The organism is Pseudoalteromonas sp. KG3, assembly GCF_030436385.1.
Taxonomy (GTDB): Bacteria; Pseudomonadota; Gammaproteobacteria; order Enterobacterales; family Alteromonadaceae; genus Pseudoalteromonas; species Pseudoalteromonas prydzensis.
The window spans coordinates 1,469,137-1,484,179 of sequence record NZ_CP098523.1 but is presented as its reverse complement, the minus strand read 5'-3'; the positions used below and the strand labels follow the sequence as shown (position 1 = coordinate 1,484,179).

Genomic DNA, 15,043 nt, shown 5'->3' with positions numbered 1-15,043 from the left:
CCATAATCAACGAGCTTGGGTATGGCGAGGTAACTTTTTACTTCCAACCGATTGGCGCAGTATTTACTGCGCTTTTTTTTGCCCGCTTTTTAGGTATACTCAGTAGATATTCAACAAATAAGGAATGGTATGAATATCTTCGTGATTTTAATTTCATTGTTTGTCGCACTTATAATTCTGGTGCCATTACTTGAAAAGTACCAGTCTAAAATGGGCCTAGATGGCGCGACTAAATACGCCAAATACATCTGGCCGTTGGTGATGATTTCATTGGTTGTACAGTTGATTTATGTGTTGGTGCGGTAGAGCATAGCCGTCAGCCGTCAGCCGTCAGCCGTCAGTTTTAAGGTTAAGGGCAGCTAGGAGCGGTAAGTTGTAAGTGTTAAGCTGCCCGGCGTTAAAATTGGCTACATGGGTAGTGGTTGAACACCGAGAAATCCAACGAAAAATACCCTTTCAGACAACATCAAGGCACAGCATTATCGGATATTTTTATTTCTGCACTTTGGGCAAAGCCTTTTAAATGGATTATTAATAAAGTCAATTTACTCGTTCTTTATTGACTGTTATTTGTCCTTTAAAGTGACTTGATATATTTTTTTAATTATAATGTACGACATTACCGTACATTATTGAGGTTTAATTATGGATAGCATCAGCGTAAATCAATTTAGAGAAAACTTAAAAACATACGTAGAGCAAACTGTTAGTGACCATGAGCCAATAAAGGTTACACGGCGTTCAGGAGATGCATTTATAGTTATGAGTGCCGATGACTGGGAACGAGAGCAGGAAACTTTACATGTTTTACAGAGTAGTAGTTTAATGCAACAAATCGCTGACTCCATGAAAACTCACACAACTAGGTCAGGTTATAAACCCACACAAGAGCAGCTAGATGAGATCATTAACCTTTGAGGGTCAAACTTGGTTCACCTATGAGCAACTACGAGAGAAAGATAAAAAGTTGCATACAGCATTATGCAAAATACTAAAAGAAATGATGCGCTCAGATCCAAGTAAAGGCTTAGGTAAACCAGAGCCTTTAAAGCACAATTTATCAGGATTATGGTCAAAGCGTATATCGCAAAAAGATCGGTTAATTTATAAGTTTGATGATCAGTGCATATATATTTTTGCCATTGGTGGGCATTACGACGACCATTAGAAAAATAATCTTATTAAGAGGCAAAAATTGCTAGCCAAAATCAGCGACGAAGGAGTAAAGCTAATCGTGTTTTCTCTCATTTAAACAATCTGTTAGCAGATATAGCTAAATTATCGCTGTGTATTATTGGTCTGGAAGCCTGCTCTGGCATGTATTATTGGGTGAGAAAGTTCTGTAAATTCGGTCACAACCTAATGGCTGATGGCTTAACAAAAACCGTTGCTATTTGCATAGCAACGGTTTTATATTTTCTGACCGCTGACCGCTGACCGCTGACCGCTTTATTTAAGCGCTAGCTGTAGTTCTCGATTACGCTCTAGCTGGGCTAAGAAGTTATCTGCGATTGGTTTAAACTTAGCAAGTTCGTCACGTGGTAACGGCTCTGACTTTGGTAACTGAACTGTTTTAGGATTACGATGCACGCCGTTAACCAAAAACTCATAGTGTAAGTGAGCACCAGTTACTCGGCCTGTAGCGCCTACAGTACCAATCTTTTGGCCTTGTTTAACTTTTTGACCAGTTTTAACCGCACGTTTATTTAAGTGTAGGTACTTAGTTACGTACTGAGTGCCATGGCTAATAAATACGTAGTTACCGTTATACTTACTGTAACCTGATTTAATTACTTTACCATTCCCCGATGCAACAACGGGCGTTCCTGTGCGCGCCGCGTAATCAATACCGTTATGTGGTTTTACGGTTTTAGTTACTGGGTGCAAGCGACGTGGGTTAAAGCTTGAGCTAATATACTTAAAGTTAACCGGAGCACGTAAGAATGCTTTTTTCATGCTGCGCCCTTCAGGTGTATAAAAGGTATCATCGCTGTGGCGTATTGCCGCATAACGTTGGCCCTGATTTATAAACTCGGCGGCAATAATTTTACCCGTGCCAATAAATTCACCATCAACATAATGAGATTCGTAAATTAAGCCAAACTGATCGCCTTTACGAATATCGTTAGCAAAATCCACATCCCAACCAAAAATATCAGCAAAGTTCATTATTTGCCGCTCGGTTAAGCCTGCAGCAATACCTGAGGTCCAAAAGCTGTTGCTGATTTCGCCACCTGTGGATTTAGTGAGGGTTTCGATTTCTTTGCTATCGATTGATGTATCGTAGTTACCTTCGTCATTTAAGGTTACAAACAAGGTATCTGTTTTTGAAATTACATAACGTAACTGCGCCAAAGAGCCATCTTCAGCTGTGGCAAAACTAAGTATTTCACCAGGGTGAATTTTAGTTAGTTTGCGGGTTTCTGCATTGGTGTTAAGTAATTTATGAACGGTTTGCGCGTCAAAACCAGCGCGCTTGAAGATAAGTGCTAAATTGTCACCGTTCTTTACTTCAAAATCGACTAGATCATATTCTGGTAATTTTGCTGCGTCTTGTTGCGAATTTAATTCAGTTAATTTCTCAACGTCATCAACTTTAATTTGTAATTCGTAACGTTTGCCAATTTCTAGCGCATCTGCACTATTGTCTCTAGAGGCCGTTGCTTTTTCTGAAGGGATGAGTGTTAAAGCAGCAATCGCAGAAACTAAGCCTAGAATAAGCAATTTGTGTTTTTTTGGGAGTTTATGCACAACGCGAACCATAACGTGCCTTTTCCTGCTGTCAAGATAATTAATCACTAATATTGCAGGATATACTTAATAAAGCGTTAATACCAGTGTTTTGTAGATTTAAACTGGCGCTGATTTACGCTAGAATCACCAGATTGACTGAATTTTTTGGAGTAATACACAGTGGATTTACAAACCGCTCTAGCAGAGATAAAACGCGGTGCCGAAGAAATACTAATTGAAGACGAGCTAGTTGAGAAACTAAAGTCTGGTAAAAAGCTAAAGATCAAGGCGGGTTTTGATCCAACTGCGCCAGATTTGCACTTAGGCCATACAGTGTTAATTAATAAAATGAAAACCTTCCAAGACTTAGGTCATGAAGTGATTTTCTTAATTGGTGATTTCACCGGCATGATAGGTGACCCAACGGGCAAAAATGTAACCCGTAAACCACTTACCCGTGATGATGTATTAGCTAACGCTGAAACATATAAAGAACAAGTATTTAAAATTCTTGATCCGGCTAAGACCACAGTTGCCTTTAATTCCACATGGATGGAGAATTTAGGCGCTGCAGGTATGATCAAGTTAGCAGCACGACAAACTGTTGCTCGTATGCTAGAACGTGATGATTTTAAAAAGCGTTATGCTGGCGGGCAATCAATAGCGATTCATGAGTTTTTGTATCCATTAGTGCAAGGCTGGGACTCAGTGGCGCTTGAAGCTGATGTTGAGCTCGGTGGTACTGATCAACGTTTTAACCTATTAATGGGTCGTGAGCTGCAAAAAGACGAAGGACAAAAACCACAAACCGTATTAATGATGCCTTTATTAGAAGGTACAGACGGTGTGCAAAAAATGTCTAAGTCATTAGGTAACTACATTGGTATTACTGATGCACCGAACGATATGTTTGGCAAAATCATGTCTATTAGTGATGAATTAATGTGGCGTTATTATGATTTATTAAGCAGCTTATCAATTGACGAAATTGCTGCGCTGAAAGATAAAGTAGCACAAGGTACTAATCCGCGTGATATTAAAATCGATTTAGCAAAAGAAATGATTGCTCGTTTTCACAGCGATGAAGCGGCGGCGGGTGCGCATGAAGATTTTATTAAACGTTTTCAAAAAAATGCCTTACCTGATGATATTCCAGATATGACAGTAACGATTGATGAAGATACCGTATTTATTACTAACTTGCTTAAAGAAGCAGGGTTAGTGGCAAGTACTTCAGAAGCGATGCGAATGATCAAACAAGGCGCAGTTAAAATCAATGGCGAAGAAAAGGTCACTGATACTAAGCTTGAAATTGCAAAGGGCACGACGGCTATTTATCAAGTCGGTAAGCGTAAGTTTGCAAATATTACCTGTGCTTAATAGGTAAAGAATGAAAATTCAGTTAGGTAGTTAAGTAATAAAAACCAGCTTCGGCTGGTTTTTTTCTATCTGTGATTCAGACAATTATTTTAACCAGCTCAACCCCCAAGATCACTAATAACCAAAAACCACGCGCTTGATTGAGCCGATTTATCAATACAGCAATATCATCAGCCTGTGGTAAACGCTCAGTACCAATACGCATTTTATCAAATCGAGTACCTTGGTATATCGCAGGGCCGCCTAATTGCACACCAACAGAGGCGGAACAACAACTTAATAACCAGCCGCTATTTGTTTGATAAAAGTGCCGTCCATAATGCTTGATATAATGAATGCTCAATTTACTGGCTTTACTTGCTGCAACAGTTAGCGCCAATATCCGCGTAGGGAACCATTCAAGAATATATAATAGCCAACTAAGTGATTTTAAAAATGGGCTATTAGGCAACATATCTTTGCGCCAAGCTTGGTGGATCAAAGTCAGTAAGCGATAAGCCAGTGCAGCCATAGGACCAAAGAGTAGATAAAAGAAAATCACGCTAAAGTAATGACGGGCAACTCTTAAGATCAGCGTTTCCATAATGGCTTTACAAATCCCAGGGCTTGATAATTTATCGACTTGGCGAGCAAGTAGCGGTTTTAATAACTCTCGGGCTGTAGACTTTTGATTTTGTTTAACGAGTCGTGCAATGCGCAGTGCTTTGCTTTCTACACTTCGCCATTCAAGGCTTAAATAAAGGATTAATCCGGCTAACAGTTCTGGGTAATAGGCAAATTCAAGCAGTAAAATCACTAAGGTCATGATCACTAAAATGACTAAGCTGAAACACAGCGAAGAGGATAAATACTGGTAACTGGCATGTTCACTCTTGCGAAAAACGCGTTTGCCAAGTGCTCTAAATACTGCAGTTAAAAATGTATTTGGGTGATACCAGCTTACCAAAGGCAAAAAGCGCTCAGCAAGGAGCGCTAATATAAATACAATAAAGTCCACATGTTGCTGAACTAAATTGGGTAACACCTTATAGCGTTACCGTTGTCAGCTTTTCTAGTAATGCGACCACCATTTTTGATGAATTAACTGAGGCGGTTTCTAGGTATTCTTCAAACGACTGTGGTGATTCTTTACCTGCAATATCAGACATTGAGCGGATCACTACAAACGGTGTCTCTAAAGTAAAGCAAGCTTGTGCAATAGCTGCGCCTTCCATTTCTACAGCTAACATAGTGGGAAAGTCAGAACGGGCTTTATCAATACGCACTGGGTCACACATAAATGAATCACCGGTACAAATTAAACCGACTAAGGTTTTAACATCGCCGATTTGGGCAATACTTTGTTCTGCGGCGTCAATTAATTTAGGGTGCGCGGCAAAACCAGCTGGCATTTGTGGCACCTGACCAATCTCATAACCAAATGCGGTTACATCAACATCGTGATGACGTACTTCTGATGAAATTACCACGTCGCCTACGCTCAGTGATGGAGCAAAACCACCGGCAGAGCCTGTGTTGATCACGCAATCTGGCTGAAAATTATCAATCAATAAGGTTGTGGCAATACTCGAGGCTACTTTACCGATACCTGATTGCACTAAAGTCACTGTGTTACCAGCTAACTCACCGGTATAAAAAGTGAAACCAGCTTTAGTTAGAACTTGTGGATTTTGCATTGCTTCACGCAAAATTTTAACTTCTGGCTCCATAGCGCCAATAATACCAACATTCATAATTTTAAATTCCTCGAATTAGATGTTTAGATTATACGTGAAGTTAGCGATAAAAAACAAAAAATGCGAGCCTATAAAGCTCGCATTTTATCGTTTAAGAAAACTTATATTTCAGCTAAGGCTGTGGAATGTGCTTTAGCTTGAGAAGGTGACAGTACTGCCGGTTTTGTAACTCGGTTGCGGGTAGGGCGCATACTTGCCGCCGCAGGTTTACCAAGTTTAAACATAATCGCATCACGTACTTCTGATGGACGATAACCTGACTTCACTTTCATACGGATATGCGGGATGCCAGCAGCTTCTAATGCGCCATTAACAAACCAATCACGTTGTGCTTTATGGCCATCTTTGTTGGCGTTATTAACTAAATCAACGGCTGCGACAATGGTCATTTTTTCTTTGTCGATTAATACATAATCAAGCTGTTTGTTTTTGGCTTTTGCGATTGCTGCGCGTTTCGCTTTAGGAGATAAACCTTTTTTGCAATCAATGACATCGATTAACTTCACGCGGCTAACAATTTTATACTGGTCGCCTACAGCACGCTCTAAAAGATTAAGGAAAGAACTTTCAACTTGCGTAAAAACACTGCTTTTACGCGTGAATGGGTAAGGATTTCCGCCATCGTCGGTAAACTTTGACGCAACAACAGATGCCCCAACTACTAATACTAAAATTGATAATAAAGCGAATTCCATACGGTAACTCCACAACAACAAATTGACACTTTAAATTAGATAGCAATTTACGTGCCCAGTTTTTGTGGAGTTACACTTTATTTAAGGCTGGTATCCGTCGTCAATTCCTTTAACGGCAATCGCCACGGCATCATGGGCATGCAGTGATTCATAATGGTTTATTTGCAACCAGTAATCAGCGTATTGAGCTTTTTCTAAGATGGCTTTGATTTTACGCGCCGCGTCTTCGCAGAACATTAAGTTTTGGCCATTTAAACGCGCAAACTCTTGCTCATCTTCGCGCTTAACCGCAGCTTGAACTGGGGTTTTAAGCTCGTTTTCCAATGTGTCGATCAAACTTAAAATATCAAATTCGGTGATATTACTATCGAGCTTAACTTTTACATTAGCGATAGAGCGTTGTGAGTGAGGAGTCGCAACAATACCATCAGTGCTGCCAAGCCAGTTGAGTACTTGTTCATGATTAAGTACTTGCTCATTAAACTTTTCAACAAAGGCTTGTTGAATAAGCTGACGGGCTAAAGCCGCTGAACAAGGGCAAGTCGATGAATAAGTCACATCAAGGCTTAATTCAAAACTCAGTACACCGCGGTCAATTTTTGCCTCTATCGTTAACGGATAGCTTTTCCATCCTGCTTTGCCGCTTAAAAGTGACTTCCTACGCAGTGGTAACTCAAATTTGAACTCTATTTTAGCTTGATCAGATAATCCTTCATGACTTGAAATAAAAGTGTCTAGCGCTTGGGCAATCGTTTGCGGGTTAACTTGCTGCTCGGTTGATAAAGTATCAAGGGCTAAAAACAACCGTGACATATGAATGCCCTTGGCGTCTTCTTTATGTAAGTTCACAAAAGCACGGGCTTTAGCATTGACATGAATAGGTGCAAGATCACGAGATTCGAATATAAAAGGCAGTTCAATATCAGCCATACCAACCCAGTCTAATTTACCTGTTTGTAAGGCGGGAGCTGTATCTGCTATATCGGGCATGTTGCTTTGCATGAAAAATCTCGTAATTGGCAATTGTAAAGCGCGGTATTTTACACGAAATAATTTAAAAATACGTGGTAGATGAAAATTTTCTGTTTTCGTCGCGGAACATGAAAATAGTTAATACAAAAATGCTAAAATCATAGCACTAGTCGTTTTTTTGTAGCTGTGACATCAGCTGATTTTTTATATACTTAAATGTATCGTTAAGAGACAGATTTATATATGGTCGATTCCTCTTTGAGTCCGTGGGCTCGAATACTTTCTAGTTTAATTACTCGATTCGGTGAATTTAAAACCGCAACTATTTGTTATGCATTACTATTAGTGCTGGCATTGATATTATCATGCATGTTTTATTATGTTGCTGTGGGCACAGTGACGCTTGTAGATGTGCTTGCCGTGATGTTTTTTACTGCGGTTGTGTCACCTATCATTATCAGCGTACTGATCAACTCAATACGTCAACTAGATGCTTCCTACGCCTATTTAGACAGCGCCACCAAGCAAGAAAAGCTATTAAACCAAACATTAAAAGATAATATCAATCGATTAAATGTTGAAATTGATGAACGTAAAATGGCTTTTCATGCCAAACATCGTGCAATTGAAGAACTCAGACGAGAAATTGTTGAGCGTAAGAAAACCCAACAAGAACTCGCACAGCAAGGTATGTTACTGCGCTCGATTGTCGATTCATCACCAGATTTATTTTATTACCGTGATAATAACGGCGTATTTGCCGGTTGTAATAAAATGTTTGAAGAAGTCATTGGTAAGCCAAGTAGTGAGTTAATCGGTAAAACTGCAGAAGAAATTTATCCAACGCAATACTTACCAGAAGTGTTGTTAACGGATAACAAGGTCGAAAAAACTCATGCAGCATTAACACTTGATGTTGAATACCCGGTGGGTAATGAAAACCGTTGGTTTGAAATGCGTAAACTGCCGTTTATTAATGATGATGGCGAATACATTGGTTTACTGGCGTTTGGCCGTGATATCACCAGTCGTAAAGAAGCAGCCCAAGCACTTGAAACCGCTTATAAAGATAAAGGGAAATTTATTGCCACCTTGAGTCATGAATTACGCACTCCACTAAACGGTATCGTTGGTTTAACCCGAATGCTACTTGATACCGATCTTGATAAGCAGCAACGAAGCTGGTGTAACACCGTGTTCTCCAGTGCCGAGACATTAGGCAATATATTTAACGATATAATCGACTTAGATAAAATTGACCGTGAACAACTTGATATAGTCACTGACTCAATCAATGTATCTGACTTTATAAATGATGTGGTTAACTTCGCCGGATTGATTGCTGAACAAAAAGGCTTAGAGTTTGAAATTAAACGCAAAGGTATGTTGGATATTTACGCACAATTAGATCCAACACGATTACGTCAAGTGGTATGGAATTTAATTAACAATGCCGTTAAATTTACCCAACAAGGCAAAGTGCAATTAGCATGTCGTCGCGAAAACCGGGCGGATGGTGCGTGGTTAGTTATGAAAGTTACCGATACCGGTCAGGGCATTCCACAAGAGCAATTACACCGTATTTTTGACATGTATTATAAAGCCCCCGATTTAAACGGTACTAACGCTATTGGCTCTGGTATTGGTTTAGCCGTTACAAAAGCGTTGGTCACTGCCATGAAAGGGCAATTACATGTCAGTAGTACAGAAGGTGAAGGCAGTTGTTTTGTGGTGGAAATACCGCTGGCGCTTTGTATTGCACCAGCTGAGCACAGCTATGTTGGCCGTAGTTTAAATATTTTGCTGGTTGAAGATGTGCCGCTAAATGCTGAAATCGCGACAAACTTACTTGAACAGCGTGGTCACGAAGTTATCTGGGCTGAAACCGGAGAAGATGCGTTGTCGTTTGTTGAAACTGAAGATGATCTAGACCTTGTATTACTTGATATGCAATTGCCAGATATTAATGGTGATGAAGTTGCGCGTCAGATCCGTGCAGATAGTCATTTCGACAAGTTACCTATTGTTGCACTGACGGCCAATGTGCGTAGCGCTGAAGAAGAACTGCAAGGGATCTCAATTCAAGGAGCGTTAGCTAAGCCAATTAATACCACTAAGCTTGATAAAATGTTGGCAGAACTGTTTGATATTAAGCAGCAACAACAATGCGATGAAACTCGTTTGACAGTTAGTAAAGAAGCCAGTGAAAATATCAATGTAGGGTTATTGGATGTTGAAACCATAGAAGATTTTGTCAACTCGATGGGTATCGTAATATTTAAACGCAGTAGCAGTTTATTTGAAAAACTTAACCCGCAATACCAACAAGAATTGGCGATTTCATTAGCGGATGGCGATCGTGAAGAATATAAATCAGTGGCGCACAAGCTTAAAGGGGCAGCAGGATCTGTTGGTTTAAATGATGTGCAGTTACATGCGAAAAAGATGGAGCATGGCGCGCTTGAAGAAAGTGATGAGGAACTACAGAACTGGTTAACAATATTGGCAGATAAAATAAATGAAGGGCAACAGGCCCTTCATTTATTCTTACAGCAATTAGCACGTTAATGCTGCAGGTGTTTGATAAAAAAGATATTAACTATCAATCTTACCAATGAAACGATAACCTTCACCATGGATGGTGCTGATAAGCTCAGATGTACTGTTATCACTTTCAAAATGCTTTCTAATACGACGGATCGTTACGTCAACAGTACGGTCATTTGCACGAAGTTCACGACCAGTCATATGCTTGATCAGTTGCTCACGGCTGAAAATACGGCCCGGAGAGTCAAGCATTAAACGTAGTGCTCTGTATTCACCTTTCGGTAAACGTTTAGCATCACCATTTGGTGAAGTTAAACAGCGGCTATTTTCGTCAAGTTCCCAGCCATTGAATGTGATCACACCATTTGTTTCAAGGCTTGTTTCTTCACCGCCGAGAGCAGTACGAGAAAGCAAGTTACGAGCACGAATAGTTAATTCACGAGGGTTGAACGGTTTAGTAATATAATCGTCCGCACCAATTTCTAGGCCTAAAATACGGTCTACATCGTTATCACGACCGGTTAGGAAAATAAGTCCAACGTTACGCTTTTGACGTAATTCACGCGCTAAAATTAGCCCGTTTTTGCCTGGTAGGTTGATGTCCATAACTACAAGGTTCACATCATCATTATTTGTAAGCTTGTCATGCATGTCATCGCCATCAATGGCTTCAATAACTTTGTAACCTTCAGCTTCAAATAAACTAACGAGGTTTAGTCGAGTTACGTCTTCATCCTCTACAATCAGAATGACTGGCGTTTGCATTATTAATTAACCTTTTTCGGAATATTTTATTTACAATTAATTCGGTATTGTATTATAAAACCGAATACTAGTGATTATAGGAGTATATCCAATTGTTAACAAGTAAAATCAATTCGGATGAAATTTAGAAACAGCTAATAACCGAGATTGCACTTTAAAACTACAGCGCAACAACTGCTGTCTATTGATATACAGTCGGATTTTATTCCCTTCTTGGACCAAAGAAATAACGCCACCTTTTTCTAAAAAATTAATACTCTCACCAACTGTTAAGGTATTTAATGAAATGGTATCGATCCAAAGTGGAATTATATCATCTTCCATTGTTTCATCAATGTATGTGATATCACAAATGCGAGAAAGTTCAGAAATTTGCTGATTTTTATCAATTAACACAGTTTCAATCGGCATATTGTTAATTTTAAGGCTAGAATTATCATTCAATAACTTACCAATGCCATGTTTAGTGTCATAAAAACAAAAAGTCACGGCCTGATTATTGTTAACTTGCGGGAATTCGATGAACTTTGCAATCTGAAATAAAAATGCTGACTTAACTTGTTCCGGTGACTTAGCCTGTAAAATCCCAGGAAAAATGATTATCAGAGTAAATAATAAACTGCTTAGTTTCATGGTTTACTAGCCTGAGTCAACGGCAAGGTAATAATAAAACGGGTTCCTTTTGAGCTTTGATCATCAAAATAAACACTGCCGCCTAAGGCTTGTGTAACTAAATTGTAAACTAAATGCATACCTAAGCCACTGCCTCCTTCGCCACGTTTAGTGGTAACAAAGGGATCAAAAATACGTTTCTTAATACTTTTATCAACGCCAATACCATTATCATAGTAGTCAATGATCAGACTACTCTCGTTACGTTCAACAGTGATTTCGATTTCATTATTTTGATTATCTCGAAAGCCATGAATTACAGAGTTACTCAATAATTGCTGCAATACTTGCTGTAGCGGACCAACTTTAGTTTCAAACATCAATTGAGGTGAACAATGAATAACAACGTTAGGAGCTTTGACAAGTAAATCAGCACGCATTGATAACATTACATTGGTGATCAGTTCATGCATATTAACCAGTGAGTTTAGTTCACCATCTTGGTTAACTGCTACTCTCTTAAAACTGGAAACCAGCTCAGCAGCGCGATTTAAATTTCGATAGATAAGGTCTAAATTTTCTATGCCATTATCGATAAAGCGTTTCAGTTGACTTGAGGTCAAGGTTTTTTGCTCAAATCCTTGGCTTATTTCTGCCAGTTTATCGCGCAGTAGGGTAGAGCCGGTGATCCCTAAACCTATCGGTGTATTTACCTCATGCGCAACACCTGCAACCATTTGCCCTAACGAGGCCATTTTTTCACTTTCAACAATTTGGTTTTGGTATTGATGCATTCGTTCCAGTGTTGTTAGTAATTCTTGGTTGGCTTCTCTAAGTGCGATAGTACGTTGATTTACTTTTTCTTCTAAACTTTGGTTTAGCTGTTTAATTTCTTGCTTATCATTTTTATGTCGCTCGATTTGATTTTGCGTGCGTGTCAGCATGATGTTTAAACTATTGGCAAGCATATTTATTTCGGTGATACTTGTTTTTTCGGCTCGGGCGTTGTAATTGTGATTTTTTGAGACATCTTGCAGTAAAGTACTTAATTGGTCGATTGGATCGGCAATACGTTTTTGAATGCGCTTTGCCACAAAATAAACCAGTACTAAAACGAATAACGTTAAAAGAATATCGATAAGAATTTTTTTGTTTATATAAGCGTTTAGGCGCTCTAATCCGCCACGAATATAGACATAGCCTTTCACATTACCTTCATACATGATTGGCTTGATTAATTCTATGTAATCTTCAGTGATCCTAGGTTGTTTTAGTTGCTCTATACTATCCACGCGCAGTGGCACTGGTGGGGTTTTTTTTGCATTAAAACTGGTAAAAAATACGGGCTTATTAGATATTTCATCAATGGCGTAAATATGGATGTTTTTAACTAGCGGAATACCCTCGAACGATTTAAGTCGTTGCTCTTCGGTTTTTCTATCATCAAACAGTACAGTTACCTGTGCATTAAACGCTATGATTTCTGCGAGAATATTGAGTTTATCGACTATTAGATGCTTTTGCTCTTTAACATCAAGGTATGTAGATATAGAAATAGATAATGATAAACACAAGGCCGTAACAAACATTACTGCGCTGATCAGAGCTTTACGAATACTTGTTTGCGACGTTGATTTAGGCATTATTGTGATGAAGGCCGAATATATAATTTTGATAGAATTACCGTAAGTCTAGCAAAGAGCTATCAAAGTAACTAAAAAATATCCTAAGTTTGTTGAAAAGCTGCCTATTTTATTTTTTGGCAGCTTTATTGAAGTGTTACAGTATCGAATTGGGGTCGCAGTTAGCTGCTATATACCGAAAACTTATTGGTTTTATGAACTGTTTGGTAAGTGCCAAACTGGGCCTCTAAAATAGGTGGGTATTTTAAGAAACAGTTTGCAACAATGGTTAATTTACCTTGCTTGGTTAAGTGCTGTTTAGCGCCACTTAAAAATTGTTCGGCAACAGTGTAATCAGTAGCAATACCAGTATGAAACGGTGGATTTGAAATAATTAATTCAAATTTACCTGTTACATTTGCTAATCCATCACTTAATAAGGCTTTACCGCTGACATTGTTAAGCGCTAAAGTTTGCTCGGTTGCATAGGCGGCAAGGGCACTTACATCTGTGCAAGTAAAGTTCAGTGCAGGGTTTTTTAAGCCTAAAAAAGTTGCAATTAAACCAGCACCACAACCAAAATCCAACACATTACCAGATTTTATAGTAGGCGCATTCTCAAGCAGTATTTTAGTACCGCCATCAAGTTCACCATGATTAAAGACCCCAGGTATGCTGATCGCGCTAAAACTCATACCTGCTACATCTACACTAAATTGTTTGTGGTAGCGAGTGATAACAAACTCAGAGAGTTTAGCTATTTCTGTAAATAAATACAGAGCACAATGGCGGGCACTGTCTATTTTATTACTGTATTCGCAGTGGCTACTAAATTGCTTTTCAATTGATTTTACGCCACTTTTATTTTCGCCAACCACCAGTAACTCGGCATCAGGATTAATAACAGCACGGATGTTATCCAGCGTCATTAGTGCTTCGGGCTTGGCTTTAGGATAATAATAGATAACTAAATCAAAATGTTTTGCAGTTATTTCGTGGCTTACGCAAACATCAATGCCTTTGATGTTTTTTGCAAATTCACCATTAGCATGGTTGTAGCTAAAAGCGCTAATTTTGCTGTTTGGATTTAGCTGTTGCAACTGTGACAAAAAGCCATCTTGGACAAAATTAACCACCAAAATAGAGTCTGCCTTGAGGTTTTCGCTATTACGAAGTAACAACGAACTAGGATTGGTTAATGCGCTCATAAATGGCTTGCCTTTGATTAATTAATTTAATTAGCTAATGCGTTCAAACATTAAATCCCAAACACCGTGACCTAAACGATGGCCGCGTTGTTCAAATTTAGTCAACGGACGTAAGTCAGGGCGTGGAACATAATCGTTCGTTTGTGATTGGTTAGTAAAATGCTTGGCAGTTTGCATTACTTCAAGCATATGCTCTGCGTAGTTTTCCCAATCAGTGGCCATATGAAACACACCACCAATTTTTAACTTACTGCGTAGACTTTCAACAAATGCTGGTTGCACAATACGGCGTTTATGATGACGCTTTTTATGCCACGGATCAGGGAAGAATAATTGCACCGTGGTAATGCTACCTTCGGCTATACAGTCAGCAAATACCTCAACAGCGTCATGTTCAAAAATACGTAAATTGGTGATGCCTGCTTCGTCGGCATCCATTAAACATGCGCCAACACCTGGGCGGTGAACTTCAATACCAATAAAGTTTAGGTGTGGAGCGTTTTTAGCCATTTCAACTAATGACTTACCCATACCAAAACCAATTTCTAATACAACATCGTTGTCATTGCCAAATACTTGCGCTAAATCAAGCATGCCATTTTTGTGCTCAAGGCCCATTGTTGGCCAGCATTTTTCAATTGCTGCAGCTTGTCCTTTGGTTAAACGACCTTCGCGTTTAACAAAGCTGCGAATTGTACGAATATATTTACCTTCTTGCTTTGCTTGCTCAAGGTTATCGTTACTTGAATCACTCATATATTTTGGCCTGATGA

15 protein-coding genes are annotated in these 15,043 nt (G+C 39.2%); 5 read left to right on the top strand and 10 right to left on the bottom strand.

The window, feature by feature from the left end; all coding sequences use genetic code 11:
* Nucleotides 1-129: 129 nt before the first annotated feature.
* The 3 genes from NDQ71_RS07135 (at nt 130) to NDQ71_RS07125 (ending at nt 1,168) form a co-directional block, all read left to right on the top strand.
* Nucleotides 130-306 carry a hypothetical protein gene (locus NDQ71_RS07135; protein ID WP_167542971.1) on the top strand — a complete coding sequence of 59 codons (177 nt, stop codon included), beginning with the start codon at nt 130-132 and terminating at the stop codon, nt 304-306.
* A gap of 339 nt (nt 307-645) precedes the next feature.
* Nucleotides 646-918, top strand: coding sequence for a type II toxin-antitoxin system Phd/YefM family antitoxin (locus NDQ71_RS07130; protein ID WP_192541627.1), 273 nt, complete (start codon nt 646-648; stop codon nt 916-918).
* On the top strand, nt 899-1,168 hold the full coding sequence (locus NDQ71_RS07125; RefSeq protein WP_192541626.1) for a Txe/YoeB family addiction module toxin: 270 nt from the start codon (nt 899-901) through the stop codon (nt 1,166-1,168). The genes NDQ71_RS07130 and NDQ71_RS07125 overlap by 20 nt, the downstream gene beginning before the upstream one ends.
* A 281-nt stretch (nt 1,169-1,449) precedes the next feature.
* Here NDQ71_RS07125 and NDQ71_RS07120 read toward each other — a convergent pair whose 3' ends face one another.
* Nucleotides 1,450-2,763, bottom strand: a complete 1,314-nt coding sequence (locus NDQ71_RS07120) for a peptidoglycan DD-metalloendopeptidase family protein (RefSeq protein WP_192542835.1) — start codon at nt 2,761-2,763, stop codon at nt 1,450-1,452.
* Between the two features lie 150 nt (nt 2,764-2,913).
* On the opposite strand from NDQ71_RS07120, the gene tyrS reads away from it, so the two are divergent.
* Entirely contained in the window at nt 2,914-4,113 is a 1,200-nt protein-coding gene (tyrS, locus tag NDQ71_RS07115) for a tyrosine--tRNA ligase (RefSeq protein ID WP_064666408.1), read from the top strand.
* Nucleotides 4,114-4,189: 76 nt separating this feature from the next.
* On the opposite strand, the gene NDQ71_RS07110 is transcribed toward tyrS, so the two are convergent.
* The 4 genes from NDQ71_RS07110 to folE2 form a co-directional block, all read right to left on the bottom strand.
* Complete coding sequence (locus NDQ71_RS07110; protein WP_301562516.1) at nt 4,190-5,137, bottom strand: cobalamin biosynthesis protein; 948 nt, start codon at nt 5,135-5,137, stop codon at nt 4,190-4,192.
* A 1-nt stretch (nt 5,138) separates the two neighbouring features.
* Nucleotides 5,139-5,846 (bottom strand): 5'-methylthioadenosine/S-adenosylhomocysteine nucleosidase, encoded by a 708-nt coding sequence (gene mtnN, locus NDQ71_RS07105; RefSeq protein WP_301562515.1) that lies wholly within the window; start codon nt 5,844-5,846, stop codon nt 5,139-5,141.
* Nucleotides 5,847-5,950: 104 nt separating this feature from the next.
* Nucleotides 5,951-6,544: a DUF2726 domain-containing protein gene (locus NDQ71_RS07100; RefSeq protein ID WP_301562514.1), complete on the bottom strand. Its 594-nt coding sequence runs from the start codon at nt 6,542-6,544 to the stop codon at nt 5,951-5,953.
* An 81-nt stretch (nt 6,545-6,625) separates the two neighbouring features.
* On the bottom strand, nt 6,626-7,546 hold the full coding sequence (gene folE2, locus NDQ71_RS07095; RefSeq protein ID WP_301562513.1) for a GTP cyclohydrolase FolE2: 921 nt from the start codon (nt 7,544-7,546) through the stop codon (nt 6,626-6,628).
* A gap of 213 nt (nt 7,547-7,759) precedes the next feature.
* Here folE2 and arcB point away from each other — a divergent pair, with 213 nt between their 5' ends.
* A complete protein-coding gene (gene arcB / locus NDQ71_RS07090; protein WP_301562512.1) occupies nt 7,760-10,084 on the top strand; it encodes an aerobic respiration two-component sensor histidine kinase ArcB in 2,325 nt (774 codons plus the stop codon).
* Between the two features lie 27 nt (nt 10,085-10,111).
* Here arcB and arcA read toward each other — a convergent pair whose 3' ends face one another.
* The 5 genes from arcA to trmB all read right to left on the bottom strand — a co-directional run bounded on the left by arcA (nt 10,112) and on the right by trmB (nt 15,026).
* Complete coding sequence (gene arcA, locus NDQ71_RS07085; RefSeq protein ID WP_064666414.1) at nt 10,112-10,828, bottom strand: two-component system response regulator ArcA; 717 nt, start codon at nt 10,826-10,828, stop codon at nt 10,112-10,114.
* A gap of 108 nt (nt 10,829-10,936) precedes the next feature.
* On the bottom strand, nt 10,937-11,461 hold the full coding sequence (locus tag NDQ71_RS07080; protein WP_192542829.1) for a YfiR family protein: 525 nt from the start codon (nt 11,459-11,461) through the stop codon (nt 10,937-10,939).
* Nucleotides 11,458-13,083 carry a sensor histidine kinase gene (locus NDQ71_RS07075; RefSeq protein ID WP_301562511.1) on the bottom strand — a complete coding sequence of 542 codons (1,626 nt, stop codon included), beginning with the start codon at nt 13,081-13,083 and terminating at the stop codon, nt 11,458-11,460. Before NDQ71_RS07075 ends, NDQ71_RS07080 begins: the two co-directional genes overlap by 4 nt.
* A 161-nt stretch (nt 13,084-13,244) precedes the next feature.
* A complete protein-coding gene (gene rsmC / locus NDQ71_RS07070) occupies nt 13,245-14,270 on the bottom strand; it encodes a 16S rRNA (guanine(1207)-N(2))-methyltransferase RsmC (protein WP_301562510.1) in 1,026 nt (341 codons plus the stop codon).
* Between the two features lie 30 nt (nt 14,271-14,300).
* Nucleotides 14,301-15,026 carry a tRNA (guanosine(46)-N7)-methyltransferase TrmB gene (gene trmB / locus NDQ71_RS07065; protein ID WP_064666418.1) on the bottom strand — a complete coding sequence of 242 codons (726 nt, stop codon included), beginning with the start codon at nt 15,024-15,026 and terminating at the stop codon, nt 14,301-14,303.
* Nucleotides 15,027-15,043: the final 17 nt, after the last annotated feature.

Bases quoted from the DNA above. Each gene is read 5' to 3' on its own strand.
- NDQ71_RS07135 (WP_167542971.1), top strand. From the start codon at position 130: ATGAATATCTTCGTGATTTTAATTTCATTGTTTGTCGCACTTATAATT.
- NDQ71_RS07130 (WP_192541627.1), top strand. From the start codon at position 646: ATGGATAGCATCAGCGTAAATCAATTTAGAGAAAACTTAAAAACATAC.
- NDQ71_RS07125 (WP_192541626.1), top strand. From the start codon at position 899: ATGAGATCATTAACCTTTGAGGGTCAAACTTGGTTCACCTATGAGCAA.
- NDQ71_RS07120 (WP_192542835.1), bottom strand. From the start codon at position 2,763: ATGGTTCGCGTTGTGCATAAACTCCCAAAAAAACACAAATTGCTTATT.
- mtnN (WP_301562515.1), bottom strand. From the start codon at position 5,846: ATGAATGTTGGTATTATTGGCGCTATGGAGCCAGAAGTTAAAATTTTG.
- NDQ71_RS07100 (WP_301562514.1), bottom strand. From the start codon at position 6,544: ATGGAATTCGCTTTATTATCAATTTTAGTATTAGTAGTTGGGGCATCT.
- folE2 (WP_301562513.1), bottom strand. From the start codon at position 7,546: ATGCAAAGCAACATGCCCGATATAGCAGATACAGCTCCCGCCTTACAA.
- arcB (WP_301562512.1), top strand. From the start codon at position 7,760: ATGGTCGATTCCTCTTTGAGTCCGTGGGCTCGAATACTTTCTAGTTTA.
- arcA (WP_064666414.1), bottom strand. From the start codon at position 10,828: ATGCAAACGCCAGTCATTCTGATTGTAGAGGATGAAGACGTAACTCGA.
- NDQ71_RS07080 (WP_192542829.1), bottom strand. From the start codon at position 11,461: ATGAAACTAAGCAGTTTATTATTTACTCTGATAATCATTTTTCCTGGG.
- NDQ71_RS07075 (WP_301562511.1), bottom strand. From the start codon at position 13,083: ATGCCTAAATCAACGTCGCAAACAAGTATTCGTAAAGCTCTGATCAGC.
- rsmC (WP_301562510.1), bottom strand. From the start codon at position 14,270: ATGAGCGCATTAACCAATCCTAGTTCGTTGTTACTTCGTAATAGCGAA.
- trmB (WP_064666418.1), bottom strand. From the start codon at position 15,026: ATGAGTGATTCAAGTAACGATAACCTTGAGCAAGCAAAGCAAGAAGGT.